General features: G+C 72.8%; 18 protein-coding genes. 10 read left to right on the top strand and 8 right to left on the bottom strand.

Annotation, left to right across the window (positions count from 1 at the left end):
* Positions 1–26: 26 nt before the first annotated feature.
* The 3 genes from Q0994_RS22755 to Q0994_RS22745 are packed head-to-tail and all read right to left on the bottom strand — an operon-like array spanning position 27 to position 1,245.
* On the bottom strand, positions 27–221 hold the full coding sequence (locus Q0994_RS22755) for a DUF397 domain-containing protein (protein ID WP_299537858.1): 195 nt from the start codon (positions 219–221) through the stop codon (positions 27–29).
* Positions 221–424: a DUF397 domain-containing protein gene (locus Q0994_RS22750; RefSeq protein WP_299537857.1), complete on the bottom strand. Its 204-nt coding sequence runs from the start codon at positions 422–424 to the stop codon at positions 221–223. Before Q0994_RS22750 ends, Q0994_RS22755 begins: the two co-directional genes overlap by 1 nt.
* Entirely contained in the window at positions 421–1,245 is an 825-nt protein-coding gene (locus tag Q0994_RS22745; protein WP_299537856.1) for a helix-turn-helix transcriptional regulator, read from the bottom strand. Before Q0994_RS22745 ends, Q0994_RS22750 begins: the two co-directional genes overlap by 4 nt.
* A 152-nt stretch (positions 1,246–1,397) precedes the next feature.
* Between Q0994_RS22745 and Q0994_RS22740 the strand changes: the two genes are divergently transcribed.
* Positions 1,398–1,685, top strand: a complete 288-nt coding sequence (locus tag Q0994_RS22740) for a hypothetical protein (RefSeq protein ID WP_299537854.1) — start codon at positions 1,398–1,400, stop codon at positions 1,683–1,685.
* A gap of 225 nt (positions 1,686–1,910) precedes the next feature.
* Positions 1,911–3,026, top strand: a complete 1,116-nt coding sequence (locus Q0994_RS22735) for an ADP-ribosylglycohydrolase family protein (protein ID WP_299537853.1) — start codon at positions 1,911–1,913, stop codon at positions 3,024–3,026.
* 159 nt (positions 3,027–3,185) lie between these two features.
* Here Q0994_RS22735 and Q0994_RS22730 read toward each other — a convergent pair whose 3' ends face one another.
* The 4 genes from Q0994_RS22730 to Q0994_RS22715 all read right to left on the bottom strand — a co-directional run bounded on the left by Q0994_RS22730 (position 3,186) and on the right by Q0994_RS22715 (position 7,707).
* The gene (locus Q0994_RS22730) at positions 3,186–4,769 is read right to left on the bottom strand and encodes a sodium:solute symporter family protein (protein ID WP_299537852.1); all 1,584 of its coding nucleotides are present in this window, start codon (positions 4,767–4,769) and stop codon (positions 3,186–3,188) included.
* A gap of 580 nt (positions 4,770–5,349) precedes the next feature.
* A complete protein-coding gene (locus Q0994_RS22725; RefSeq protein WP_299537851.1) occupies positions 5,350–5,556 on the bottom strand; it encodes a DUF397 domain-containing protein in 207 nt (68 codons plus the stop codon).
* 260 nt (positions 5,557–5,816) lie between these two features.
* Entirely contained in the window at positions 5,817–6,674 is an 858-nt protein-coding gene (locus tag Q0994_RS22720; protein WP_299537850.1) for a helix-turn-helix transcriptional regulator, read from the bottom strand.
* Positions 6,675–6,996: 322 nt separating this feature from the next.
* Positions 6,997–7,707, bottom strand: a complete 711-nt coding sequence (locus tag Q0994_RS22715; protein ID WP_299537849.1) for a GPP34 family phosphoprotein — start codon at positions 7,705–7,707, stop codon at positions 6,997–6,999.
* Between the two features lie 213 nt (positions 7,708–7,920).
* Between Q0994_RS22715 and Q0994_RS22710 the strand changes: the two genes are divergently transcribed.
* On the top strand, positions 7,921–10,800 hold the full coding sequence (locus tag Q0994_RS22710; protein WP_299537847.1) for a D-alanyl-D-alanine carboxypeptidase family protein: 2,880 nt from the start codon (positions 7,921–7,923) through the stop codon (positions 10,798–10,800).
* Positions 10,801–10,999: 199 nt separating this feature from the next.
* Positions 11,000–12,862: an MFS transporter gene (locus Q0994_RS22705; RefSeq protein WP_299537845.1), complete on the top strand. Its 1,863-nt coding sequence runs from the start codon at positions 11,000–11,002 to the stop codon at positions 12,860–12,862.
* Between the two features lie 94 nt (positions 12,863–12,956).
* Here the strand turns inward: Q0994_RS22705 and Q0994_RS22700 are convergent, their stop codons facing one another.
* Positions 12,957–15,074, bottom strand: a complete 2,118-nt coding sequence (locus tag Q0994_RS22700; protein WP_299537844.1) for a LamG domain-containing protein — start codon at positions 15,072–15,074, stop codon at positions 12,957–12,959.
* A 598-nt stretch (positions 15,075–15,672) separates the two neighbouring features.
* Here Q0994_RS22700 and Q0994_RS22695 point away from each other — a divergent pair.
* The 6 genes from Q0994_RS22695 (at position 15,673) to Q0994_RS22670 (ending at position 26,230) form a co-directional block, all read left to right on the top strand.
* Entirely contained in the window at positions 15,673–17,673 is a 2,001-nt protein-coding gene (locus Q0994_RS22695; protein WP_299537843.1) for an AMP-binding protein, read from the top strand.
* A 99-nt stretch (positions 17,674–17,772) separates the two neighbouring features.
* Complete coding sequence (locus tag Q0994_RS22690; protein ID WP_299537842.1) at positions 17,773–18,654, top strand: diiron oxygenase; 882 nt, start codon at positions 17,773–17,775, stop codon at positions 18,652–18,654.
* Positions 18,654–18,914: an acyl carrier protein gene (locus Q0994_RS22685; RefSeq protein ID WP_299537841.1), complete on the top strand. Its 261-nt coding sequence runs from the start codon at positions 18,654–18,656 to the stop codon at positions 18,912–18,914. Before Q0994_RS22690 ends, Q0994_RS22685 begins: the two co-directional genes overlap by 1 nt.
* Positions 18,907–19,746 carry an aminoacyl--tRNA ligase-related protein gene (locus Q0994_RS22680; protein WP_299537840.1) on the top strand — a complete coding sequence of 280 codons (840 nt, stop codon included), beginning with the start codon at positions 18,907–18,909 and terminating at the stop codon, positions 19,744–19,746. The genes Q0994_RS22685 and Q0994_RS22680 overlap by 8 nt, the downstream gene beginning before the upstream one ends.
* The gene (locus tag Q0994_RS22675; RefSeq protein ID WP_299537839.1) at positions 19,743–25,310 is read left to right on the top strand and encodes a non-ribosomal peptide synthetase; all 5,568 of its coding nucleotides are present in this window, start codon (positions 19,743–19,745) and stop codon (positions 25,308–25,310) included. The genes Q0994_RS22680 and Q0994_RS22675 overlap by 4 nt, the downstream gene beginning before the upstream one ends.
* Positions 25,307–26,230 carry a DMT family transporter gene (locus tag Q0994_RS22670; protein ID WP_299537838.1) on the top strand — a complete coding sequence of 308 codons (924 nt, stop codon included), beginning with the start codon at positions 25,307–25,309 and terminating at the stop codon, positions 26,228–26,230. The genes Q0994_RS22675 and Q0994_RS22670 overlap by 4 nt, the downstream gene beginning before the upstream one ends.

The raw sequence follows: 26,230 nt of genomic DNA, 5'->3' as shown, positions 1-26,230 counted from the left end.
GCCGCGCGGCCCTACGGACTTCCCACTCAGGCCCGTACGGTGTCGATGAACGCGGTCCAGGCGGGTGTGCCGAGGATGAGGACGGGGCCGGTGGGGGTTTTGCTGTCGCGTACGGGGACGATGCCGGGGTGCCCGTCGGCGACTTCGAGGCAGTTGTTGTCACCGCCGTCGCTGTAGGTGGACTTGCGCCAAGAGGTGGCAAGCAGGGCCGTAGGGGTCATCAGCCGTTCCCCCGTACGGTGTCGATGAACGCGGTCCAGGCGGGTGTGCCGAGGATGAGGACGGGGCCGGTGGGGGTTTTGCTGTCGCGTACGGGGACGATGCCGGGGTGTCCGTCCGCGACCTCGACGCAGTTGTTCGCGCCGCCGTCGCTGTAGGTGGACTTACGCCAAGTGACGGTGGACAGATCCGTCGTACGGTTCATTCTCTGTGCTCCTTCAGGACGCCCCGGACGAACGCGGCGGAGTCGGCCGGGGGCAGGGCCAGGTCTCGAAGCCGATCGTAGGACAGCCGGGCGCGGGTGACGTCGTCCACGTCCTCCTTCAGCTCGGCGCAGTGGTTGCCTTCGGTGTAGGCAACCGCGCTTCCGTCGTCCTGCCACAGCAACGTGAGTGATCCGTCCATCAGGTGGTGGGCTCCTGCGGCGAAGGGCAGGATTTGCAGGGTCACCATCGGCAGCTCGGCCACGTCTAGTAGGTGCCCCAACTGCTCCTGCCAGGAAGTGCCGTCGCGTACGGGTCGGCACAGCGCGTACTCATCGATGATGAAGCGGGCAGACGGCGCAGGAGTGCGGTGCAGGAGCTGCTGGCGGCCCGATCGGGCTATGACCTGCTCCTCCACCTGGTCCGCTTCTGCTTCCGTTTCCTGGTCCCCCGACAACAGCGCCCGCGCCACCTCTTCCGTCTGGAGCAGGCCAGGAATGCCGAGCGTGAAGACGTGCATGATGCGCGCCGTTTGCTCCAGCCGCATGAACTCCTTGTAGCGGTCCTTGAAGACCTCCTTGCGGGCCACCCGCCACAGGCCGCAGAGCAGCTTGCCGCAGTCGTAGTAGCGGTCCAGGTCCTCCATCACCGCCAGCTTGGACAGCCGCTTCCCGGTCTCCATCCGGGAGAGGTAGCTCTTGTCGTAGCGGGTCTCCTCGGCGACCTGGCTCAACGACTTCCCGGCGCGCTCGCGCAGCCAGCGGAGGGTCCGGCCGAGGGCGGCACGGGCCGACTCGTCGTCCTCGTCGGCGAGTTCGGTCATTCCGGGCTCCCTTTCGTTGTCCCTCCGGCAGGCAATCGCGCGCCTCTTCCGAGCGTAGGGCCGGGCAGTGATCATCGGAGTACGAACGGTGACCGTCACCCGATGGAGGTCGCCGGCCGGATATCTGATCCGTACGACCGAGAGGCACCCCCGTGAGCGACATCTCCCTCCGCCTGCTGCCCTGGACCTCCCCCGAGGGCAAGCCGTGCTACCTGTCCACCGACCACCCCGGCGGCCGTCTGTCACGGCTCGCGGACGAGGTGGAGGCGGAGTTGGTCGAGTGCGGCGAGGCGGTGCTCTCCGGCGCCCGTGCGGTGCTCGCCGACGCGGGTGCGGGGGAGACCGCGCTGCGCTTCGCGCTGACCCGGACCACCGAGTCGCTGCGGGACGTGCTGCGGGTCGCGGAGTGCCGGGAGCGGGCCGGCGACGTGGCGCGGTGATTACCGCCGGTGGCTCCCGCCGCGCATCCACAACCCTCCGGCCGCGCGCATCCCGCCCGCGGAGCACTCCGGCCGACCGCGTCCCGCCCACCGGAAATCCCGGTGAATGTCGTTCAAAAGTGATCTCAGAGCCACTCCGCTACATAACGATCCGACCCTGAACCCGTCGTTCCCGTTCCATTACAGTGCTTCGGGAGCCGTACCGGCGGTAGGGGGAGGTGTCGGGTGAGCGCAGGGACCACGGCTGTCTGGGGTCGCGCGGAGCAACAGGACTTCCGGAGCCGGGTACGCGGCGCCCTGCTCGGCGGGGCGATGGGCGACGCCCTCGGGGCGGCGGTCACGCCGCTGGGCCTGGAGGAGATACGTGCCGCGCACGGCGTCGACGGGGTGACGGACTTCCTTCCGGCGTACGGCAGACGGGGCGCGGTCACCGCGATCACCCAGCTCACCCTCTTCACCGTGGACGGCCTGATACGCGCCCAGGTCCGCCGGGACACGGGCGCCTGGCACCCGCCGACCGACGTGCACCGGGCCCATCTGCGCTGGGCCGCCACCCAGCACGACTGGGGGCCCGACGAGCGCCGGGAGGGCGACGGCTGGCTCGCTCGCGAGGAGTGGCTGTACGCGCGCCGTGCACCGGCCCGCGAGTGTCTCGGCGGCTTGGGGGACACGGTCATGGGCACCCTCGACCGGCCCAAGAACCCCGCCGCCCGGGACTCCGCCGCGCTGACCCGGTCCGCGCCGTTCGGTCTGCTGGTGGGGTGGGAGCCGGAACTGGTGCTGCAACTCGCGGTGGAGTGCGCCGCCCAGACCCACGGGCACGCGAGCGCCCAACTGGCGGCCGGGGCCTTCGCGGTGGTCGTGCACGGGCTGGCCCGGCGGGAGACCCTGGACGGCGCGGTGCAGCGGGCGCTCGGGCTGCTCGACGGGCGGCCGGGGCACGAGCCGGTGTCCGAGGCCATGCGCCAGGCACTGGGCTCCGTGCGGCAGGGCATACCGGGGCCGGCGCTGATCGAGGCGCTCGGGACGTCCGACCGGGCCGAAGAGGTGCTGGCCGTCGGTCTGTACTGCGCGCTGGTCGGAGAGGACGTACGCCACGGGCTCCGGCTGGCGGTGAACCACGGCGGGCCCTCCTCGCCGGCCGCCGCCCTGTGCGGAGCCCTGCTGGGCGCTCTGCACGGCGAGACGGCGCTGCCGCCCGCCTGGCTGGCCGAACTGGAGGGGCGGGCCACCCTTTTGGAGCTCGCCGACGACTTCGCCATGGAGATGACACAGGGCCCCGCCCTGCACAACCCGACCGCCGCGTCGCCCGGCTGGCTCGCCCGCTACCCCCGGAGCTGAAACAACCCCTGCCGTTCCCGGAACTGAAGCGCCGTCCCACCGCCCCCGGCCCCGCGGGTGCGACGAAGGGCGGGCGGGGCGCGGTGCGCCGAGAGTCGAGATCCCGTCCACCGCGTCCCGCCCGCCCCGTACGTACGCGCGGAGTCCGTACGCCGGCCGTCAGTCCTTGCCCGCCCGGTCGGCGGGCGCGCCGTCCACCGGGCCCGACTGGGCGGGCACCGCTGCCGCCGCCATCGCTGCGCGGTCGTCGTCGTCCCCGTCGTTGATGCGGGAGAGCACCGCGTCGCGTTCCGGCGTGGCCTCGGGCTTCACGAAGCCGATCAGGACGTAGAGCACCAACGAGACGGCGAGCGGCACCGACACCTGGTACTGGAGCGGGACCCCGCCCTCCACGGCCCAGTTGATCGGGTAGTTGACCAGCCAGAAGGCCAGCAGGCCCGCGGCCCAGCTGACGAGTGCCGCGGTGGGTCCGGACTTCCGGAACGTGCGCAGCATGCCGAGCATGAACGGGATGGCGATCGGGCCCATCAGTCCCGCCACCCACTTGATGACGACGGTGATGATGTCCTTGAAGGTGGGGGAGTTGACCTGGGTGGCGATGGCCATGGAGAGCGCCAGGAAGGTGATCGTGGTCCAGCGGGCCGCGAGCAGTCCGGCGCGCTCGTTCCAGCCGCGGGCCGCCTTCGACAGGGTGGGAGCGATGTCCCGGGTGAAGACGGCGGCGATGGCGTTGGCGTCGGAGGAGCACATGGCCATCGTGTGCGAGAAGAACCCGACGATGACCAGGCCCAGCAGACCGTGCGGCAGCAGCTGCTCGGTCATCAGCGCGTAGCTGTCGGAGGCGTCCGGCTTCTGCGCCTTCACCAGCAGCGGCGCGCACCACATCGGGAAGAACAGCACCAGCGGCCAGACGAACCACAGGATCGCCGAGAGGCGGGCCGACCGGGTCGCGGAGCGTGCGGAGTCGGTCGCCATGTACCGCTGGGCCTGGTTCCACATGCCGCCGTTGTACTCGAACGTCTTGATGAAGAGGAACGCCAGCAGGAAGGTCACCGTGTACGGGCCGGCGGTCGGGTCCGCGTGGCCCTCGGGCAGCTTGTCCCAGACCGTCCACAGGGTGGAGAAGCCGTCCAGTTTGCCCATCACGGCGATCAGCATCGCGATGCCGGCGAAGAGCTGGATGATGAACTGACCGAGTTCGGTGAGCGCGTCGGCCCACAGCCCGCCGACCGTGCAGTAGATGCCCGTGATGACGCCGGTGATGATGATGCCCTGGGTGAGCGAGAGCCCGGTGAAGACGGAGAGCAGGGTGGCGATGGCGGCCCACTTGGCGCCCACGTCCACGATCTTCAGCAGCAGCCCGGACCAGGCGAGGGCCTGCTGGGTCTGCAGGTTGTAGCGGTTCTTCAGGTATTCCAGCGGCGAGGCGACGTGCAGCCGGGAGCGCAGCCGGTTGAGCCGGGGCGCGAAGAGCTTGGCGCCGATGAAGATGCCGATGGCGATCGGCAGGGACCACGTGACGAAGGACGTGACCCCGTAGGTGTAGGCGATGCCCGCGTAGCCGGTGAACATCACCGCGCTGTAACCGGACATGTGGTGCGAGATGCCCGACAGCCACCACGGCATCTTGCCGCCGGCCGTGAAGAAGTCGCTGACGTTGTCCACGCGCTTGTGCGACCAGAGTCCGATCGCGACCATCACACCGAAGTATCCGATGAGCACGGTCCAGTCGAGACTGTTCATGTGCCCCCTCCAGGGGTCCGCCTTGTGAACGGGAACGCGCTTCGTCAGTACGGCCGTTCAGCGGTATCCCCGTGCGGGAGAGGGGACTTGGGGGATTGAACCGCCTTCACGCCGGGGCGGTCAAGGTTGAATCGGTCATGGATGTGAACACAGGTCAGTACGGCGAACGATTTTACTTGTTCTTGACCTTGTGGGGCGTTGTCGTGAACGTGACCGCGCCCACACGATGGGCGGGCACTTCGTCAGGCTGTGCAGAGAAGAACGGTGAGCCGCGTCGTGGCGCGCGGCACCACGACGGACAGCGTCATGACGGGCGGTGTCGCGGTGGAGCGCCGGTGGATCCGTCCACCGGCGCGCGACCGCGTCCCGCCCGGACGCGGAAACGAGAAGGCCGCCCGGGATGCGGGTCCCGTGCGGCCTGGAAAGGGGTGAGCCGGGGCGGCTCCCTGGGGCGCCGGCCCCGGCGGACGTCCGGCGGTCCGCGCGTGCGCGGCGGCACTGCCGAACCCTCTCGGCCAGGACGGCGAGCCGGTCGAGAGGGCTACCTCGGGCCGCGGTGGCGGCCTGCGGACATCGGGCGTCAGAGCGCGAGCGCGGTCTCCGCGACGTCGCGCACGAAGGCGTTCCACGCGCCGGGGACGAAGGCGATCGAGGGACCCTCGGGGGCCTTCGAGTCGCGTACCGCGATGGACTGGGCCACGGGGGACTTGACCTCGACGCACGCGCCGTTGCCGCCGGAGTACGACGACTTCGTCCACGTGTCCGTAGCGCCCTGAAGAATAGCCATGTTCACTCCGGTTCGATGAGTTGATCGACTGGACCCGCACCAGCCTGTGTTCCGGCTGGCGTGATCGAAGCTACTCGTCAACTCACCTGCACGTCGGGGCCGTTCACTCGACCGGATGGCAAATGACCTTCAAGGGTTACGCGGTGACGCGGCCGCGGTGTATTGTGCCGCCGCCTCCGCGCAAAGCGATCGCAATTCCGGTGAAGCGGGCGTTGCGGATATCCCGGTCTCCGGTGGGAGAACCGGGACGTCCGCCCCGCTCAGCCGGTGTACTTCTTCGCGTGGTCGATGATGAACTGCCGGGACTGCTCCACGTTGAGGGCCTGCGCCCGGAGGTGCTCGTACATGACGCTGTAGCGCTGTACGTCGTTCGCCTTCTCCAGGTAGAGGTCGCTCGTCACTCCCTCGATGTAGACCACGCTGGAGTCGGCCGCGTCGGGGAACTCCAGAATCGCGTACTGGCCGTTCACGCCGGGGTGCGCCCCCATGTCGAACGGCAGCACCTGCACGGTCACGTGCGGCAGCTTCGACTGCTCGACCAGGTGCTCCAACTGCTCGATCATGATCTGCCGGCCGCCCACCACCCGGTGCAGCGCCGCCTCGTCGATGACCACCCACAGGCGCAGCGGCCGTTCGGCGTCGCTGATCCGGTCCTGCCGCCGGGCCCGGACGTTCACCCGCTTCTCGATGTCCGTGGGCGGCGCCTCCGGCAGGGCGCCCGTGATCAGCGCCTCCGCGTAGGCCCTGGTCTGCAGCAGGCCGGGGATGAGCTGGGGCTCGTAACCCCGCAGCGACTCCGCGTCGGTCTCCAGGCCGATGTAGACGCTGTACGGGATGTCCCCGAACGCGTGCCACCAGCCCTGCTGGCGCGAGTCCTTGGCCATCTGCATGAGGGACTCGACGATCCGCTCGTCCTCGACCTCGTAGACGTTGCAGAGATCGCGTACGTCGCGCTGGCTGATGGAGCGGCGACCGTTCTCCAGGCGGCTGATCTTCGACTGCGAGACCAGCAGGCGGTCGGCCACCTCCTCGGCGGTCATGTTCTTCTGCTCGCGCAGGCGGCGCAATTCCTGGCCCAACCGCCGTCGCCTGACGGTGGGATTGACGTTCGACGGCACGGAAACGGCACCTCCGGCTGGGTAGCTGTGCGTATCTACTGTTCAGCAGATTGCCACCCGCGGGCACCGGCGCGCTGGGAAACGGCCACACGCACGCAGGCGGGGCAGCCGGAACGTCCGGCTGCCCCGCGTGTGGTGCGGCTCCCGAACCGGGTCCTGGTGACTTCGGCACGGCGGTCTGAAGGGGCCCGCGCGGTATCCCGTGCGGGTGGTGCCGCCCGGTCTCCCGTACGGCGCGCCCGCGGGCGGCCGGACCGACCGGCCGTGCTCCGGGGCGTGGGCGCACCGCACGGCCTCGCGGCCGTGCGGCACACCTGCCGGGTCAGCCGGCGGCGGAGTGCGCCATGCCGCCGCGTGCTTGCGGCTGCAACGGAACTCCCGCCGACTGCTGACCCCGGCGCGGCTGTGCTCCCGCGCCGTTCTGGACGTCCATGACGGCGTGCGCCACGAGACCGCCCATGGGGTCGTGTCTGATCAGGTCCCGGAGGCGGGAGCGCGATGAACGCCCTTCGTTCCCCGGGTACAGGTGCTTGCCGAGTCCGACCGCGTGGGCCAGGGCGGCGAGCGCCGCGGTCCGCGGGTCCGGCGGTACGCCGGTGCGGATCGCACTGTCCAGCCGGGTCTTGATGTCCCGGCTGACCGCCGTGTCCGTCGCCTGGTAGCGAGTCGTCGGCAGCACTCCGCACATCTGGCCCGCCACGGCATGCACCATGCCGCACCGCTCCAGATGAGCGAGATACATCTGGCGGAGCCCCAGTCGGGGTCCGCCGATCCAGTGGACCGCCCGTACCGGACTGCCACGTCTGCGCAGCAGTTCCAGTGCGGAGTCCAAGGTCGGATCTCCGGTCGGCCGTGGCATCACCACGGCGATACGATCCCCGTCAGGGGCTATCCGTCCTGCCAGAGCCAGCTCCACTAGCTGTGCTCCGGCCAGGCCGAGGTCGAGCGACTGTGGCTGCGCCGTGGTACCCGTGGCCGGGTCCAGAGCGAGCAACAGAAGCTCTTCCGGAATTGTTCTGCGGCTCCTGCCCATCCATGCCTCCCCGCGTGGATGAGTGACAGGGTGACCCCTCTCACAATGGTCTGTCGAGAGTGCCTGACCGCTTTGTACGGGAACCGGAAACTATGTCGTTCTCGTCTAGCAGTCGGGCCCATGGTTCACACAGGACACTGGTACACGGTTCGGACAGCGGGGAACGACCCGCGGCGAGCGTCGGGGGATGCCCCGGCGCGGAAGGAGGCATCGGTGGCGGGCGAGTCCCCCGGCAAGTCGGAGCAGCGGAAGTCGTCGGGGACGGCTCCGGAGGAACGCGACCCGAGGCTCGCCGTGTTCAGGGAACCGGACCGACCGCAGACCGCGCGGGACGAGGCTTCCGGCACGGACGGCGACGAGGGGCCGGAGAGCGACGCGAACGCCACGGAGACGGCCGCCGCCGGGACGGCCGGCCGGCCGGACGCGTCCGAGGGATCCGACGCGCCCGATGCATCCGACGCGTCCGCCGCGGTCGATGCCGCGGAAGCGTCTGATGCGTCCGCCGCGTCCGGTGCTCCGGAAACCCCCGCCGGGACGGAGGCACCGGAGACTCCCGGCAGCGGGGAGGCCGGCGGCCCGGCCGCCGGTTCGGGCGCCGACACCGCCACCGCCGTCTTCCGCGCGCCCCTGGCGACGTCCGAGGGCGACGCGAGCGACGGGGAGGCGTCCGGGGCTTCCGTGGGCCGTGGTGCGGCCTCCGAGGGGGCCTCGGACGCCGCCGAGGCGCCCGCGACCGCCGGAGAGCCGTCCGAGGCCGCTGCCGGGGGCCCGGAGGGCACGCGGGCCGGGGAGACCCCGGCGGAGGCCTCCGGAGCCCCGGCGCGGTCCGCCGCCCCGGAGGAGGCCGCCGGGGCGGGTTCCCCGGCCACGGACGGTGGGAAGCCGGCCGGAGCCGATGCGGGTGACGGCGACGGCACCGGCTCGGGCAACGACGGCCGGTTGCGCGCCGCCGTCGCCGCCTGGGTGGCCACCGCCGACGACAAGCCGGCCGGTGACGCGCAGGCGGACGACGCACCTGCGGACGACGCGCCTGCGGGCGGTGCCCCTGCCGACGACGAACAGGCCGGCGAGGACGCCGCTGCCACGGCCGACGCCGACGCACCGGCCGGCGAGCAGCCCGCCGCCACCCCCAACCCCGCCAAGGTCCCCCGCACACGCGAGGAGACCGCACCGGCGGACGATGGGGCGCGCGACTCGGGCGGTCCGGACGGTTCCGACGCACCCGACGAGCACAACGCCTCCGGCGAGGACGGCGCCCCCGGCGAGGACGACGCGTCCGTCGATCCGCCGACCGCCGTCTTCGCCGCGGTCGGTCGGGGCGCCAAGGCCCCGAAGGGGGCCGCGGGCGGCGCGGCCGTCGCCGCGACCGCGACCGGCGGTGACTCCGAGCCCACCACCGCCCCCGGCACGCCCGACGCCGACCGTGCCGACGCCGACCGTGCCGATCTTGCCGACGCCGACCGGGCCGGGGCGGGTCCGGACGACGCCGACCGGCCGGACCGGCCCACCACCGCCTTCAAGGCCGTCCGCCCGCCGCGGATCGACCAGCCGACCACCGCGCTGAAGCTGCCCCGCAGCGACCCGGGGGCCGGCGGTTCGGCCGCGCCCGAGAGCCCTTCCGAGCGGACCAGCACCTTCGTGCCGCTGCGGTCCGACGACGTGCGCCCGGCGGGCCCGCCGCGCCGCGCCGCTCCGGAGGGGGTCGCGGCCATCGGCCCCACGGTCACCCCCTCGCTGGACCGGCCGGCCGCGAGCGGCGCCCCGACGCCGCCCGCCGAGGCCGAGCGGACCCGGCAGCAGCCGCTGCCGCCCAAGCCCCCGCTCGACCTGCTGGCCGAGCTGACCAACACCCCGCCGCCGCCGGAGACCCCGGTCCGCACCGCCGTGCGCCGGGTCAAGATCTGGACCCCGCTGGTCCTGCTCCTGCTGATCGTCTTTGCACTCGTACAGACATTCCGTCCGCTGCCCGATCCGGAACTCCGGCTGACCGCGCAGTCCTCGTACCGCTTCGACGGCAGCACGCCGGAGCTGCCGTGGCCGAGCCAGGGCCAGGGCTACATGGCGGCCACCGGGCTCGGCAAGGTGGGCGGGTTCGGTGAGCAGAAGCCGGTGCCGATCGCGAGCGTGGCCAAGGCCATGACCGCCTACATCGTCCTCAAGGACCACCCGCTCAAGCGAGGCGAGGACGGTGCGTCGATCCCGGTCGACGCGAAGGGCGAGTCCGACGGGAAGCTGAACTCCGAGGGCGAGTCCACGCTGGACACCGTCGAGGAGGGCGACAAGCTCTCCCAGAAGGACGCGCTCTCCGCGATCATGATCCCGTCGGCCAATAACATCGCGCGGCTCCTCGCGCGCTGGGACGCGGGCTCGGAGAAGGCGTTCGTCGAGAAGATGAACACCACCGCCGAGGAACTCGGCATGAAGAACACCACGTACACCGACCCCTCAGGGCTCAACGCCACGACGGTGAGCACCGCGGAGGACCTGGTGAAGCTGGGGGAGAAGCTGGTCGAGATCCCCGCGCTGATGGACATCACCAAGCTGCCGTCCTGGACCGACCCCTCGGGCAAGGTGTGGACCAACTACAACCGTCTGGTGCCGTATGACGGCGCGCTGGGCATCAAAACCGGCTCGACCACCAAGGCGGGCGGCAACCTGCTCTTCGCCGCCCACAAGATGGTCGACGGGACGGACCAGCTGATCGTCGGCGCGATCCTCGGTCAGTACGACAGCCAGTCGATCATCGACGAGGTCAACCGGGTCTCCAAGGACGTCATGCTGGCCACCCAGGACGAGCTCAAGGGCGCCACCATCGTCAAGAAGGGCCAGGTCGTCGGCGTGGTCGACGACGGGCTGGGGTCCACCACCGAGGTCGTCGCCACCAAGGACGTGAAGGCGGTCGGCTGGGGCGGCCTCACGGTCAGGCTGGAGATCACCGACGACGGCAGGACCGTCCCGCACGAGGCGGCGGCCGGGACCCACGTCGGCACGCTGACGGTCGGTGAGGGCGCCAGCCAGGTGCAGGTGGCGGTCGCGCTGGCCGACGACCTGGGCGAGCCGGGCTTCGGGGCGAAGCTGAAGCGGCTCGGCTGACGGGTACGCGCTGAGGGGGACGGGGCACCCGGAACGGGGTGCCCCGTCCCTCTTGCGTACATGTGTGACGTGTTAGCGTCCCCGGAGGCCGGGCCACGGACCGACACGGCGACCGGACAACCGCGGGACGCCGGAACGCGTCCTGAAGCAGTACCGGCCGAAACGCTGACGGGGCCGGCCGACGACGGGGAGTGCCGTAGTGACCACCGCGGAGCCGAGACCCGGCCGTGAGGCGGACAGCGGCGGACCCGCCGGGGGCGGGCCGGTGCGGGTGCCGCTGCCCCGCCCCCGGACCGCGGGCGACCCCGCCACCACTCCCGCGAAGCCTTCTCCCGCACCGGGCGAATCGGTCCTGCGGCGCCTGCTCCGGCACCCGGTCACGGTGGCCACGCTGGTCGCCGCCGTCACCCACGTGCTGTGGTTCTTCTTCTTCGCGAACAGCGGCGGCGACATCGCGGCCCAGGACGCCTGGGCGGAGTTCGTCGGCCGCCACCCCGGCACCGCGTACAACCTCGCCTGGTACGGCGGGATGCACCCCGTGTCGTACAGCGTGGTCTCTCCGTACCTGATGTCGCTGATCGGCGTGCGCACCACGATGATGCTGGCCGGCACCGTCTCGGCGGGGCTGACGGCGATGATCCTGGTCCGGGTGCGGGCCGTGCGCAATCCGATGGCGTGCGCGCTCGCGGGTGTGTTCGCCTTCCTCTGCAACGCGCTGTCGGGGCGGGTGACCTTCGGCCTCGGCATGATGTTCGCGGTCGGGGCGGTCGCGGCCGTCTTCTGCTGGCCGTACCGCTGGCGCTACAAGCGGTGGGCGAAGGCGGCCGTCGCCGCGCCGCTGGCCGGCCTCGCCACCGCCGCCAGCCCCGTCGCCGGACTCTTCCTCGGCGTGGTCGCCGCCGCGCTGTTCCTGAACAAGCGGCGCCCCGGCGCGTACGCGATCGGGCTCGCCCCGGTCGCCGTGGTCGGGCTGTCCTCGTGGCTGTTCCCGTTCTCCGGGACGCAGCCCATGTCGCTCGGCACGGTGTCGCTGCCGTTCGCCTTCTCCGTGCTGGTCTTCGTCCTCGTCCCGGCCGACTGGAAGACCGTCCGCACCGCGGCGGCCGTCTACGCCGCGGGCACGGTCCTGACGTACTTCGTCGACTCGCAGATCGGGTCCAACGTGACCCGGATGGCGATGCTCTTCGCCGGGGTCACGCTGCTCGCCGCGCTGCCCTACACCGCCCCGCGCACCCGCCGCTGGTACGCGCTGGTGCTGGCCTTCGCCGCGCTGAACTTCTGGATCGGCTTCAAGAGCGTGGACGACATCGTCCGCACCGCCCCCACCGCCTCCTGGGCCCGCGAGCTCGCCCCGCTCGTCAACCAGCTCCAGGTCGTCGGCGCCGAACGCGGCCGGGTCGAAGTGGTGCCCGCCAGCAGCCACCGCGAGGCGTCCGCCCTGGCGCCGTACGTCAACCTCGCGCGCGGCTGGAACCGCCAGGCCGACATGAAGCGGAACCCGCTCTTCTACGACGACACCCTGAACGGCGCCAACTACCGCGAGTGGCTGGACCGCTGGGCCGTGCACTACGTGGTGCTGCCGAAGGGCGAGCCGGACACCGGCGCCGCCCAGGAGGCGGCCCTGGTCGAGCAGGGGCAGCCGTACCTCGAACAGATCTGGGCCGACGCCAACTGGAAGCTCTACCGGGTCGCCGACCCGGTGCCGCTGGCCGATCCGCCGGCGACCGTCGAGAAGGCGGGCGCGGACGAGCTGACCATCCGGGTGCGGCAGTCGGGCCGGGTCCTGATCCGGATCCCGTACTCCCGCTGGCTCGCCCTGGTCGACGAGGAGGGCAAGAGCCTGGAGCGGCCCCAGGAGACCGAGGAGTCGAAGAAGCGCGCCGAGCAGGACGGCGACGCCCCGAAGTCCTTCACCAACACCTACGGCTGTCTGATGAAGGTCGAGGAGGACCCGGACGGCGACGAGTGGACCGAACTCCTCGCCCCGGCCCCCGGCGTCTACCGCCTCGCCGCTCCCTACCAGCTCCAGCCGGGCACGCCCTGCCCGGAGGAGCTGAAGTAACGGCCGGCAGGCTCCGGCCCCCGGCCGGGCGGCCCGCGGTCCGGGAGTGCGCGACGGCGCCCTTCCCGGACCGAGGACCGCCCGGTCCCGTCCGTCAGGTGTCGCTGCTCCTTCCCAGCACGGCGATCTGCTGGTCCGACAGGACACCGGCGTAGGCCCGGACCTCGTCCACGTCGCCGCGCAGCTGCTCGCCCCACCCGCCCCCGACCGTCCCGCGGCCGATCTGCAGGGCGCCCGTACTGGCGGACCCGTTCCGCAACGGGGCGGAGGCGGCGGTGTTCCCGTCCACGTGGAGGGTGATCAGGTCGCTCGCGTCGTCGTGGACCACAGCCAGCCGGTGGGACCGGCCGGCGTCCGCGACGACGTGGGAGACCACGGTCTCCGGGGTGCCCGTGGCGCCGTTCCCGGCCATCACCAACTGCCAGGCGTGCGAGGCGGGGTCGTACCTCACCTTGAAGGCGTCCCCGTGGGCCCCGCGCTGGGAAAGGACGGTCATGGGCCGGTCCGGGGTGCCGGTCAGGCGCACGGTGACGCCCAGGGTGAAGCTGTCGGCGGTGTCCACGACCGCCTCCCGGGTCGTCGCGTGGCCGGTGACGCCGTCCAGTTGGAGATGCCCGGCGCCGGTGAGCGGTTCGGGCACGTAGGGGCACTCCGGGTCGAGCCACGGGTCGCAGGAGCCGTCGCTCCCCGTGTACAGGGTGGCGCCCGGTGCGAGGGTGAAGGGCGCCCTGCCGGTCCGGTCGGGGCTGACGCCGTCCGCCGCGGTGTCCAGCGACCAGCTTCCGAGCAGGGTCGGCTCGCGGCGGGCGAGCGCGGCGGCCTCCGGGGCGACCACGACCCGGTCGTACACGTGGATCTCGCTCAGGCCGCCGCTCCAGGGCGCCCCGGAAAGGGCGCCCTGCCGTATCCGGCCGATCTGGAAGTCGCCCGCACCGCCGGCGGGCACCGCATCGACGGGAGTGCCGACCTCGTGTCCGTCGACGTAGAGCCGTGCCCGGCCGGTGGTGGCGTCGTAGAGACCGACCAGGTGCGCCCATTTGCCGGTCTCGGGGGTCCCGCCGAAGACCCGCGCGCCGCCGACCGTGAACGACCAGACCGCGACGCCGTCCTGCTTCAGCTGGCCGAGGACGAGTCCGGCGGAGCCGCCCTGGCTCGCGACGGTCATGGTCCGGTCCGTCCGGCCGGGACGTGCCCAGGCGCTCACGGCGAAGGTTCTGTCCGGGTCGGCGACGGGGGTGTCCGGGGTGAGGAACGCCCCCGGTCCGCCGTCGAACGCGGCCGCGGTGGCGTTCGGGCGCCCTGCCGGTGCGGCGGCGCCGAACGTCACGCCCGCGCCGGCGCGCGCCGCCGGACCGGTCTGCGGGACTGCGGTGCCGGCGCCGGCGGGGTCGGCCAGGGCCCAGGCGGCGACCGGACCACGGCCCTCGGCGACCGCGAAGTCGTACGTCGTCGTCGGGCTGGACCAGCCCGCCCGGTCGACCGCCCGCACGCTCAGGGTCTCCGGTCCCGCCTTCAGAGGCAGGTGGCGGACGGTCACGGGACCGCCCGGCACCTCGGGGCGGACGGTCACCGGAGTGCCGCCCTTGAAGGAGTAGCTGTATCCCACGACGTCGTCCGACGCGGAGTCCACGGTGAACTCGCCGTACACCCCCACGCCGTCGCTCCAGCCGGTCGTCGGATAGTCCGGCGAGCCGACGGCCGGGGCGGCCGGGATCTCGTCGTCGATCACGAATTCACAGGCAGATCCGCCGTCCTCCGAGCTCCAGGCGGAGACGGCGGTGCCGTCGTCGGCCCGCACGTGCCAGGACACCACCGTGTCCGCGGGTACGTCGGCCGGAGTGGCCCACTGGCCGGCGTGTCCCGACAGCGTCGCGGGCACCGACCGCGAACGGCGCTGCTCCACACCGTCCGCGTCGGTCCACCGGAGCTCGAATTCGCCCCCGACCCAATTGCCCTCGGCTTCCTGGTCGTCCTCGGCCGGGTCGTACAAGGTGGCGCGCAGGGTCGGTGCCCCGCCCACGTACGTCCGCAGGTCGCCCGCCCCGCACGCCGACGTGTCCGTCAGCAGGTCCTGGACGAGTGGCCGGCTCGGCGGCAGGTTCTCGGCGGCATGGGCGGTTCCAGCCGTACCCAGCACCACGGCCGTGGCCGCCCCTGCCGCGGCGAGGCGGAGCAGTACCCTCCGACTCGCCCTGGTCCGTGCTCCGTTCATGGGTCCCCTCCCTGGTGAGCCCGTGCCGCAGCGCACGGGCGGCTGGAGGCTAACAGCGATCGCTGACAAGGCCACCTGGGTTTTCCGGCCCCCGCGCGCGACGTTCCGGGGCACGCGCCCCCCGTCGGGTGCGCCGGAACGCCCCCGGAGACCCCGGCCGGTTCCGGTCGTCCCGCGCACGCCTCTGTCATGTTTCGGACAACGTCCGGTCCGAGTCCGCGCCGGAGCCGTCCCGCGGGGCGGACCCGCCCGGCCGGGCCGTCGGCCCGGATGCTCGGCGGAGGTGGCGGGCGCTCTTCCGTGCGGTCCCGGCGGCGGGCCCGCGGCCTGCGGAAACGACGGACGGCCGGGCGTGCGTGGGGTGCGCCGACGGGGCATCCGGAATGCGGTCGCCGCTCGCCCGGTGCCGGCGACACCGGGCGGCAATACTGCCGAAACGATCGAGGAAAGCGCCACGGTGGCAGGATTTCAACGGCCATTGATCGATGAACGCATTAGCCCCGTTGACGCCTTGTGGGGAGTGTTTTAGCGTTGCGCCTCGTGCGACCAGCCGGTGGCTGAAATCCTGGTCTTATCGCGTCCCTGAGGAGCGGTGAGCATGTCTGCTGCAGAACAGATATCAGCGTTGTCGGCTCGGGAATTCCCCACACTCGTCCACGTGCTCCGGCACCGGGCGGAAAAGCAGCCGGACGACACCGCTTACGTGTTCCTCCTCGACGGCGAGGACGACGAACTGCGCATCGGGTACGGCGATCTCCTGCGCGCCGCCTCAGGGGTGGCCGGCACGCTGGCCGCCCGGCACCGGCCCGGCGAACGGGCGCTGCTCCTCTTCCCGCCGGGGCCGGACTACGTCGTCGCGTTCTACGGCTGCCTGCTGGCCGGTATCGTCGCCGTCCCCGCCTATCCGCCCCAGGACGCCCGCGGCCTCGGGCGGCTGGACGCCATCGTGGCCGATGCGGGCGCGAGCATCGCGCTGACCACGAAGGACCTGCTGCCGGTCGCCCGCACCGCGCTCCGGGCGCCGCTGGCCTGGATCGCCACGGACGCCCCGCCGGAGGAGACCGCCGAAGCGCCCGCCGCCGCGGAGCCCGCCGGACCCGAGCCCGGACAGGTCGCCTTCCTCCAGTACACGTCGGGCTCCACCCGGCTGCCGCGCGGGGTGGTTCTCACCCACGCGAACCTCACGCACAACGCGGAGAGCATTTACCGGGCATTCGCCGGAACACCGCGCGACGTGATGGTGAGCTGGCTCCCTCCTTATCACGACATGGGTCTCATCGGCGCCATTCTCGCGCCGCTGCACGGCGGATTTCCCGCCGTCCTGATGGCGCCACTGCATTTCCTTCAGAATCCTTACCGGTGGCTCCGGGCTATATCCGTGCACCGCGGCACCATCAGCCCGGCCCCCAATTTCGGTTACGAATTGTGTATCCGCAAGATCGACGACGAGCGGCTGGCGTCGCTCGACCTGTCCTCCTGGCGCGCGGCGGTGAACGGGGCCGAGCCGGTGCGGGTGGAGACGGTCGAGCGGTTCGCGCGGCGGTTCGCCCCGGCGGGCTTCGACCCCGCCGCCTGCCGCCCCAGTTACGGCCTCGCCGAGGCGACCCTGCTGGTGACGGGTGATCCGCTGGGCGAGGAGGTCCGGCGCTTCCCGGTGGAGGGGGTGGAGCGGATCGCCTGCGGGACCGCGCGGGGCGGCCAGTCGGTCGTCGTCGTGGACACCGCCACCCTCGCCCCCGCGGCACCGGGCCGGGTCGGCGAGATCTGGGTGGCGGGCCCCAGCGTCGCCACCGGCTACTGGGGCCGCCCCACCGAGAACGAGGCGCTGTTCGGCGCCACCCTGCCCGACGGCCGGGGCCCCTACCTGCGCACCGGCGACCTCGGGGCGCTGGACGAGCACGGCGCCCTGGCCGTCACCGGGCGGCTCAAGGACCTCATCGTGCTGCGCGGCCGCAACCTCTATCCACACGATGTGGAGAACGCCGCCGAGCTGGGGCACCCCGCGGTGCGTCCCGGCTGCGGCGCGGCGTTCACCGTGCCCGTCGACGGCGAGGAACGGCTCGTCCTGGTGGTGGAGACGGCGGACGGCGCGGACCTCGACGACGTCGCTCTGCACGGCCGCCGCGCGGTGTGGGAGGAGTGCGAGGCGGAACTCCACGAACTGGTGCTCCTGCCGCCCCGCACCATCCCCAAGACCTCCAGCGGGAAGATCCAGCGGCGCGCGACGCGCGAGGCGTACCTCGCCGGGGAACTGCCCCGGATCGGGGGACTGCGGCCCGACGCCGCGGCGACGCCCGGAGGGCCCGACCGCACGCCCCCGGGCACCCCCCTGGAATCCCTGATCGCCACGGTCTGGGCCGAACTGCTGGGGCGGCCCGACGTCGGGGTCCACGAAGACTTCTTCGCCTCGGGGGCGCAGTCGCTGCTGCTCGCCCGGCTGGCCGTGCGGATCGAGGCCGAGCTGCCGGTGCGCGTCACCGTCGGCGACCTCTTCCAGGCCTCCACCGTGGCCAAGCTGGCCGCGCTCCTGGAGAGCCGGCCGCTCGCCGTGGACGAGGAGCACGCCGCCGGTCTCCTCGCCCGGAGCGACGACGGCTGAGCCGGCCCGTCCCCGCCCCGAATCCGGCCGCACCGCGGTCCGGCCGCCCGCCCCGCACCTCTCGTACGCACGCCGACCGCCGAACCGGCAGGGGAGACCATGGATACGTCAGACGTGGTGGAGACGCTCGACCACCTGGTCGCCGACGCGACCGATCACCACTACAGCCCGTACACGCGGTTCGACTGGGTCGACGAACTCGCCGAGCAGCAGTGGTGGATGACGCCCGACCTGCTCAGCGTGGCCGGTACCCGGTACGCGCACGAGCTGGACGAGAAGCAGCTGATGCGGCTCAGCAAGTGGGAGAGCGTCAACTTCTTCAGCCTGAACATCCACGGGATCCGTGAACTGCTCATCGAGGTGACCCGGCGCATCCACACCCCCGGGTTCGAGCTGCCCTCGGAGTTCTTCCACCGCTTCCTGGGCGAGGAGAACGGGCACATGTGGTTCTTCGCCCAGTTCTGCCTGCGCTACGGCGGCAAGATCTACCCGGACAAGTCGCTCCCCGTCACGACGGCGGAGGAGGACACCGACGTCGCCCACTTCCTGGTCTTCGCCCGCATCCTGATCTTCGAGGAGCTGGTCGACCACTTCAACCTCCGGATGGGGCGCGACACCACCCTCCACCCCCTGATCAGGGAGGTGAACCAGGTCCACCACGACGACGAGTGGCGCCACATCATCATGGGCCGCAAGCTCGTCGGACTCCTCTACGAGCCGCTGCGCGAGCGCGGCGACCAGGAGCTGCGCGACCGCCTCGACCTGTATCTGCGGCGCTACGTCACCGCGAGCGTCCAGTCGCTCTACAACCCGTCGGTCTACCGCGACGCGGGCATCCCCGAGCCCTTCGCCTTCCGCGAGGGACTGCTGAAGGACCCGGCGCGGACCGCGTACCACGAGACCTTCTTCAAGCGCATCACCCGCTTCCTCACCAGCCAGGAGATCATCAGCGGTTCCCCGTTCGAGGGGGCGGGGGTCTGATGGCGGACGACGCGATCGAGCGGGTGCGCGCCTGGTTGCTGGCACGCAACCCCGAGGTGTCCGCGATCGGCTGGGACGAGGACCTCATCGACAGCCGGCTCATCGACTCCCTCGACTTCCCCCAACTGCTGTTCCTGCTGGAGGACCTGGCCGGACAGGAGCTGGAGCTGACCGCGGAAAACGTCACCGGCTTCCGGACCCTGCGCGGCATCCGCGACAAGGTGCTGGCCGGCGTCACCGGTGGGGTGGGCCATGAGTGACCTTTACACCGCGCGCGGCGGACTCGTCACCCTGGGGCCGGAGCTGGTCCACCTCATGGAGCTGCTGGACGGGCAGTTCCGGCGGTGGGCGGCCGAGACCGGCGCCGCCCCGATGCTCTTCCCGACCGTGATCCCCGCCGCCGACCTGGCCTCCATCGACTACTTCGCCAACTTCCCGCAACTGGCGCTCATGACGGCCCCCTTGAGGCTGCCCGCCGAGGGCGGCGCGGACGGCTCCGGCCCGGTGGACGGCTCGGCGATCGCCGCGGACCGGCTCGGACCGAGCGAGTACGGGCTGGTCTCCGCGGCCTGCTACAACGTCTATCTGCACCACCGTTCCGGCAGCCTCACGGGGCCCACGTTCGTGACCACGGTCGCCAAGTGCTTCCGCAACGAGGACCACTACGACGGGCTGCGCCGGCTGCGCGGCTTCACCATGCGGGAGATCGTCTGCCTCGGCCCCCGGGAGGCGGTGCTGGACCACCTCGCCGCGTTCCGCCCGAAGGTGGTCGAGTTCGCGTCCCGGCTCGGGCTGGGGCTGACGGTCGAGGCGGCCTCGGACCCCTTCTTCGAGAAGGACGGCGGACGGGCGCTGCTGGCCCAGCTCTTCCCGGTGAAGGAGGAGTTCGTGCACGGCTCCACCCTGGCCATCGGCTCGCTCAACTTCCACCGCAACTTCTTCGGCGAGCGCTGCGACATCTCGCTGGCCGACGGAGGTCCCGCCTACACGGGCTGCGTCGCCTTCGGCCTGGAACGGTGGATCGCGGCCCTGCTGGAGACCCACTCGGACCTCGACGACCTCCTCGTACGGGTCGCGGAGGCCACTTCGTGAGCGATCTCCTGGGTCGGCTGGCGGCGCTGCCCGCAGCGGAACGGGCCCGGCTGATGGCCCGGCTGCGGCAGGGGGGTACCGGGTCCGACGCCGGGGCCGCCGCCCAGGTCGCCACCGGCCCCGACGCGGAAGGCGCCGGTTCCGCGGAAGCCGCGGGTCCCGCCGGTCCCGTCGCCTCCGACGCGCAGCGGCGGCTGTGGCTGCTGCAGCGGCTCGACCCCGCGAGCCCGGCCCACCACCTGTCGGCCGCGTTCCGGCTGGCCGGACCGCTCGACACCGGGGCGCTGGGCGCGGCGCTGACCGAGATCAGCGCACGGCACCCCGCCCTGCGCACGGGGTTCCGCGAGCACGACGGGCAGCCGGTGCCGCACGTCCTGGAGCCCGCCGCCGTCCTGCCGCGGACCGTCGACCTCGGCGCACTGCCGCCTCAGGACCGGGAAGCGCGGGCGCACGCGCTGCACCGGGAACACGGCACCCGCCCCTTCGACCTGGAGCGCCCGCCGCTCGTCCGGTTCACCCTCTACCGCTACGCCGACGACCACCACGTACTGACCGTCGTCGCCCACCACCTGGTCTGCGACGGCTGGTCGGTCACCGTCTTCGCGGAGGAACTGGCGGCGCTGTACGGGGCGTTCGCCGAGGGCCGCCCGTCCCCGCTGCCGCCCCCTGCGGCCACCCCGGCCACGGAGCGTCGGCCGGGCGACGCGGAGCACGCCCGCTCGGTGGCGTACTGGCGCGCCGCGCTCGACGGCGACCTGCCGGTCCTCGACCTGCCCGCCGACCGGCCGCGCCCGGTCCGGGAGACGGTACGGGGTGCCCGGCACGGCCTCCGCCTCCCGGCCGCACTGCTGGACGAGGTGCGCGCGGCGGCCGGCCGGGACCGCTCCACCGTCTTCGCCTTCCTGCTCGCCGCGTACGCCGAGACCCTGTACCGCGTCACCGGCGGGCCGGACCTGGTGATCGGCGCGCCCGTGGACCAGCGCCGGGGCGCCGCCGAGGAGCGGCTCATCGGCTTCCACGTCAACACGCTTCCGCTGCGGGTGCGGCTGCGGCCGGACCGGACGCACGCCGCCGCGGCCCGGCACGCGGGCGAGGTGCTCTCCGGGGCGCTGGCCCACGACCTGCCCTTCGGGGACATCGTCAGGGAGGTCAACCCGCCGAGGCCGCCCGGCCGTCCGGTGCTGCGGCAGACGGCCTTCTCCCTCCAGCCCGCCGTCGCCGGCGTCCTGCGGGCGGGCGGGATCACCCTCGCCCCGGTCGCCCCGGACGCCTTCGACCTCGGCGTCTCGCCCCTCGAACTCGCCCTCCACCTGCGCGAGCAGGACGGCGAACTGCTCGGCTGCCTCGAATACCGCACCGACCTCTTCGACGCGGGCACCGTCGCCGGGTGGGCCGAGGAGTTCCGGGAGACCGTCCGCCGGGCCGTCCGCTCCCCCCGGGCCCTGCTCGCACCGCCCACGCGCGAGCCCGCCCCCGCCCAGGCCGCCACCACCGTCAGCCCGTCGGACGGTGCTGCCCCGCCGGCTCCGGACACCAACCTCACCGACAGCCAACTCGCCCTGTACTTCGGCAAGAAGACCTCCGGCGACGTGCGGCTCTACTACGAGAACGTCACCGCTCTCTTCACCCTCACCGGGGCGCTCGACCACCCGCGCTTCCAGCGGGCGTTCCAGAAGCTGGTGGACCACAGCGACGCCCTGCGCTCCACCTTCCACGAGGTGGAGGGCGTCCCGGTGCGGCGGGTGAGCGAGACCGTGCCCGCCCCGGTGGACCTGGTGGACCTGTCCGGCGCGGCCGACCCGCGGACGGCGGCCCTGGCCTGGGCCCGCCGGCGCACGGCGACCGGCCTCGACCCCTCCCGCGCGGTGTTCGACTCCGCCCTGCTCCGGCTCGGCCCGGACGCCTGGGCCTGGTACCTCGACGTCGACCACCTGGTCTGCGACGCCTGGTCCATGGCCCTGATCCTGCGCACCCTGTCCGACTACTACGACCTGGACCGGGAGGGGCGGCTCGGCGAGGCCGAACCGCTGCCGCCGTTCCAGGCGTACGCCGACCACGAGCGGGCGGCCCGCGGCAGCGAGCGCCGCAGGCGGGCCCAGCGCCACTGGGAGGCGCTCGCGGCCCGGCCCGTCGAGCGGCTCGCCTTCCACGGCCGCGAGGAGGACCTCGCCGGGCAGACCCGGACCGCCCGGATCAGCCTCGACCTCGGCCCCGCACGCAGTGCCCGGATCACCGGGTTCGCCCGCGCGGAGGGGTACGCCTCGCCCGCCACCGTCTTCGGCGCGGCGCTCTTCGCCTACCTCCACCGGGTCGGCGGCGGCGAACTCCTTCGCATCGGGACGCCGTTCGCCAGCCGTCCCGCCGAATTCCGCACCACCATCGGCCTCTTCATGAACGTGCTGCCGCTCCAGGTGCGGATCGACGGGGACACCACGCTGCGCACGCTCGCCCGCGAGGTCCAGCGCGCCTTCCTCGACGCGGCCCGCCACCAGGACCACGTCCCCCGGCACCGCGGCGGCACCCGTCTCTACGACGTCTACCTCAACTACCAGAACGCCGTCTTCGAGGGGTTCGGGTCCCCGGCCGGATTCGACCTCGTCGACACCGGCCACTCCCCGGACCGGCTCACCCTCCAGGTGCGCGAGTCGCGCCCGGAGGCCGGCGCGGAACCCCGGTTCGTGCTGGACTTCGACTTCCGCACCGCCTGCTTCGACGAGGCCGAACGCGAGCGCGCCACCGGCCACTACCTCGCCCTGCTGGACGCCCTGACCACCTCTCCCGAGGCGCCGGTGTCCGCCCCGGCGATGCTGTCGGACGCGGAGCTGGCCGTGCTCGACGGCTACAACGACACCGCGCGCCCCTACGACCTCTCCGTCCCGCTGCACGCACGGGCGGAGGAGCAGGCGCGGCGCACCCCCGACGCCCCGGCGGTGGTCTTCGAGGGCAGCACCCTCACGTACGCCGCGCTGGACGCGGCCGCCGACCGGCTGGCCCGGCGCATCCGGCAGGCCGTGCGGCTGACCGGCGGCGGGCGGTTCGAGCCCGGCACCGCGGTGGCGGTCCACCTGGACCGGTCCGCGCACCTGGTCGTCGCCCTGCTCGCGGTCCTCAAGGCGGGCGGCGCGTACCTCCCCGTGGACCCGGCGACCCCGGCCGAGCGGATGGCGTTCATGCTGTCCGACGCCGGAGCGGCCCTCGTCCTCACCGCCCGTCCGCTGCCGCACGGCGGCCTCCCCGACGGCGTCCCCGTCCTGCGGGTGGACGAGGCCGGACCGGCGGGCGCGGACGCACCCGGCCGGCCCGGGGACCCGGCGGACCCGGCGGTCCTTGCCGATCCCGACCGGCCCGCCTACCTCATCTACACCTCCGGCTCCACCGGCGTCCCCAAGTGCGTCGAGATCACGCACCGGGCCATCTGCAACCGGCTGCTGTGGATGCAGGAGACGTACGGACTCGGCCCCGCCGACGGGGTGCTGCAGAAGACCCCGTTCACCTTCGACGTGTCCGTGTGGGAGTTCTTCTGGCCGCTGACGACCGGCGCCCGGCTCGTGGTGGCCCGGCCCGAAGGGCACCGCGACCCGGCTTACCTGGCCGGGCTGATCCGCCGCGAGGCGGTGACGACCGTCCACTTCGTGCCGTCCATGCTGCGCGTCCACCTCGACGACCCGGCGACCGCCGGCGGCGGGAGCCTGCGCCGCGTCTTCGCCAGCGGGGAGGCGCTGCCCCCGGATCTGGTGCGCGCGTTCTTCCAGCGGTACCCGCACCCGGAGGTCGAGCTGCACAACCTCTACGGCCCCACCGAGGCGGCCGTGGACGTGTCGGCGTGGCGGTGCGCGCCCGAGGACGCCGACGGGCCGGTGCCCATCGGCCGCCCGGTCGCCAACACCACCCTCGACGTGCTGGACGACCGGTTGGTCCCGGTGCCCCTCGGCATCGTCGGCGAACTCCACATCGGCGGGGTGCAGCTCGCCACCGGCTACCGCAACCGGGAGGAGCTCACCGCCGAACGGTTCGTCCCAGACCCCCGCCGGCCGGGCGGACGGCTCTACCGCACCGGTGACCTCGTACGCCAACGTCCCGACGGCGCGCTCGAGTTCCTCGGCCGCGCCGACGGGCAGGTCAAACTGCGCGGGTTCCGGATCGAACTCGGCGAGATCGAGACCCGCCTGGCCGCCCACCCCGCCGTCCGCGCCGCCGCGGTCCGCACCTGGCAGGACCGCCTGGTGGCCTACGTGGTGCCGGCCGCCGGAGCCGGAGCGGCACCCGGCCGGGACGAGCTGCGGACCTTCCTGGCCCGCTCGGTGCCCGACCACATGGTGCCGGCCGCCTACGTGCCGCTCGACGCGCTCCCCGTCACCGTCAACGGCAAACTCGACCGCTCCGCCCTCCCCGAACCCGCCCCGCACCCGGCCGCCGCCGGTCCCTCGGCCGACGCGTCCGCGCGGACGCCGGTCCAGCGTGCCGTGGCGGAGCTGTGGGGGGAACTGCTCGGACGCGACCCGGACGCGATCGGCACCGACGAGGACTTCTTCGAACTCGGCGGCCACTCGCTGCTCGCGGCCCGCCTCGTCGCCGCCGTCGGCCGCCGCTTCGGGGTGCGGCTGCCGCTCACCTCCCTCTTCGAGGCGCCGACCGTGGCCCGGTTCGCCGCGCTGCTGTCCGCCGGATCCGCGCACGCCCAAGTCCTGCCGCTACGGGCGCCGGTCACCCCCGCGCCGCTGTTCCTGTTCCACCCCGCGGGCGGCGACGTCATGGCCTACCGGGAACTGGTCAACCTGCTGCCGGGGGGCCGGGAGGTGCTCGGCATCCGGTCCCGCGCCCTGTCCGGCGAACCCGAGGCGGAGAGCTTCGCCGCGATGGCCGCCCAGTACGCCGAACTGGTCCGCGGCCACCGGCCCACCGGCCCCTACCACCTGGCCGGCTGGTCGATGGGCGGCGCCCTCGCCGTCGAGGTGGCGGCGCTGCTGGAGGCGGCGGGCGAGCAGGTCGCCCTGGTCGCGCTGCTCGACTCGTCCGTCCCCGGCGCGGGCGAACCCGACCCGCTGCTGGCTCCCGCCGTCGCCCTCGCCGACACCCTCCCCGACCTCGCCGTGACCCCGCAGGAGGCCGCCGGACTCCGCGAGCGGCTGCGCGGACTCCCGTTGCAGGAACGGCTGAAGCTGCTGGTCGCCCGCGCCGAGGAGCGCGGCCGGCCGGCCGCCCCCACCGAGGCCCTGCTGCACCAGGCGGAACTGGCCGAACACCACGAGCAGGTGGTCCTCAGCCACCGGCCCACCGCCGTCGACGCCCCGCTCACCGTGTGGTGGGCCCGCGACCGGCTGCGCGAACCCCGCACCGACTGGGCTTCTTTGACGCGCGGCGGCATCCGCGAGGAGGCCATCCTCCCCGGCGACCACTTCACCCTGCTGCGCCCGCCGTACGTCACCGAGGTGGCGAGGCGGCTGGCCGCGGCCCTGGACCCGGACCGGCGCCCCGGACCGCCGGGCCGGGACACACCCCCGCAGGAATCCCACGAACCCTCCACCGGTAACGAGCCAGCCCGAGAAGGAAGTGAACAGCTGTGACCTCTGCGCAAGCCAATCAGGGGACCACCCCGCCGCCGGAGAACCCCGCGCCCGCCGCGGGCACGCCCCCGCTGGCGGTGGCGGCGGGGGTGGTCACGGTCGTCCTGTGGGCTTCCGCGTTCATCGGCATCCGGGCGGCCGGCGACGACATCGACCCGGGCGCCCTCACCCTCGCCCGGCTGTTCATCGGAGCCGTACTCCTGGGCGCCGTGGTCCTGATCCGCCGGGTGCCGCTGCCGCCCCGCTCGGACGCACCGCGCCTGATCCTCTGCGGGTTCCTCTGGTTCGGCGTCTACAACGTCGCGCTCAACGCCGCCGAGCAGCGCATCGACGCCGGCACCACCTCGATGATCATCAGTCTCGGCCCGGTGCTCATCGCCGTACTGGCCGGGCTGCTGCTGAAGGAGGGCTTCCCCCGCTCGCTGGTCGTCGGCGGCAGCGTGGCGCTGGCCGGGGTCCTGCTGATCGGCCTGGCCACCTCCAGCAAGGGACTGGACGCCGGGACCGGCAGTCTGCTCGCCCTGCTGGCCGCCGTCGCGTACGCGGGCGGCGTCGTCACGGAAAAGCCGCTGCTCGCCAACAGCTCGGCCCTCGTGGTCACCTGGCTCGCCTGCGTGGTGGGAGCGGTGCTGTGCCTGCCGTTCCTCCCGCAGCTCATCGACAACCTCTCGCACGCGAGCGGCGAGTCGATCGCCTGGACGATCTACCTCGGCGTCTTCCCGACCTCGGTCGCCTTCACCACCTGGGGCTACGCGCTGGCCCGCTCCACCGCCGGGAAGATGGGCGCGCTCACCTACCTCTCGCCGCCGATCGCCGTCACCCTCGCCTGGCTGATCCTCGCCGAGACCCCGCCGTGGCTGGCGATCGTCGGCGGCGCGCTCTCCCTCGGCGGCGTCGTCTTCAGCCAGCGCAAGAAGTGA

This window comes from uncultured Streptomyces sp., from assembly GCF_947488945.1.
GTDB lineage: Bacteria > Actinomycetota > Actinomycetes > Streptomycetales > Streptomycetaceae > Streptomyces.
This window is presented reverse-complemented; position numbering and strand designations above follow the sequence as displayed.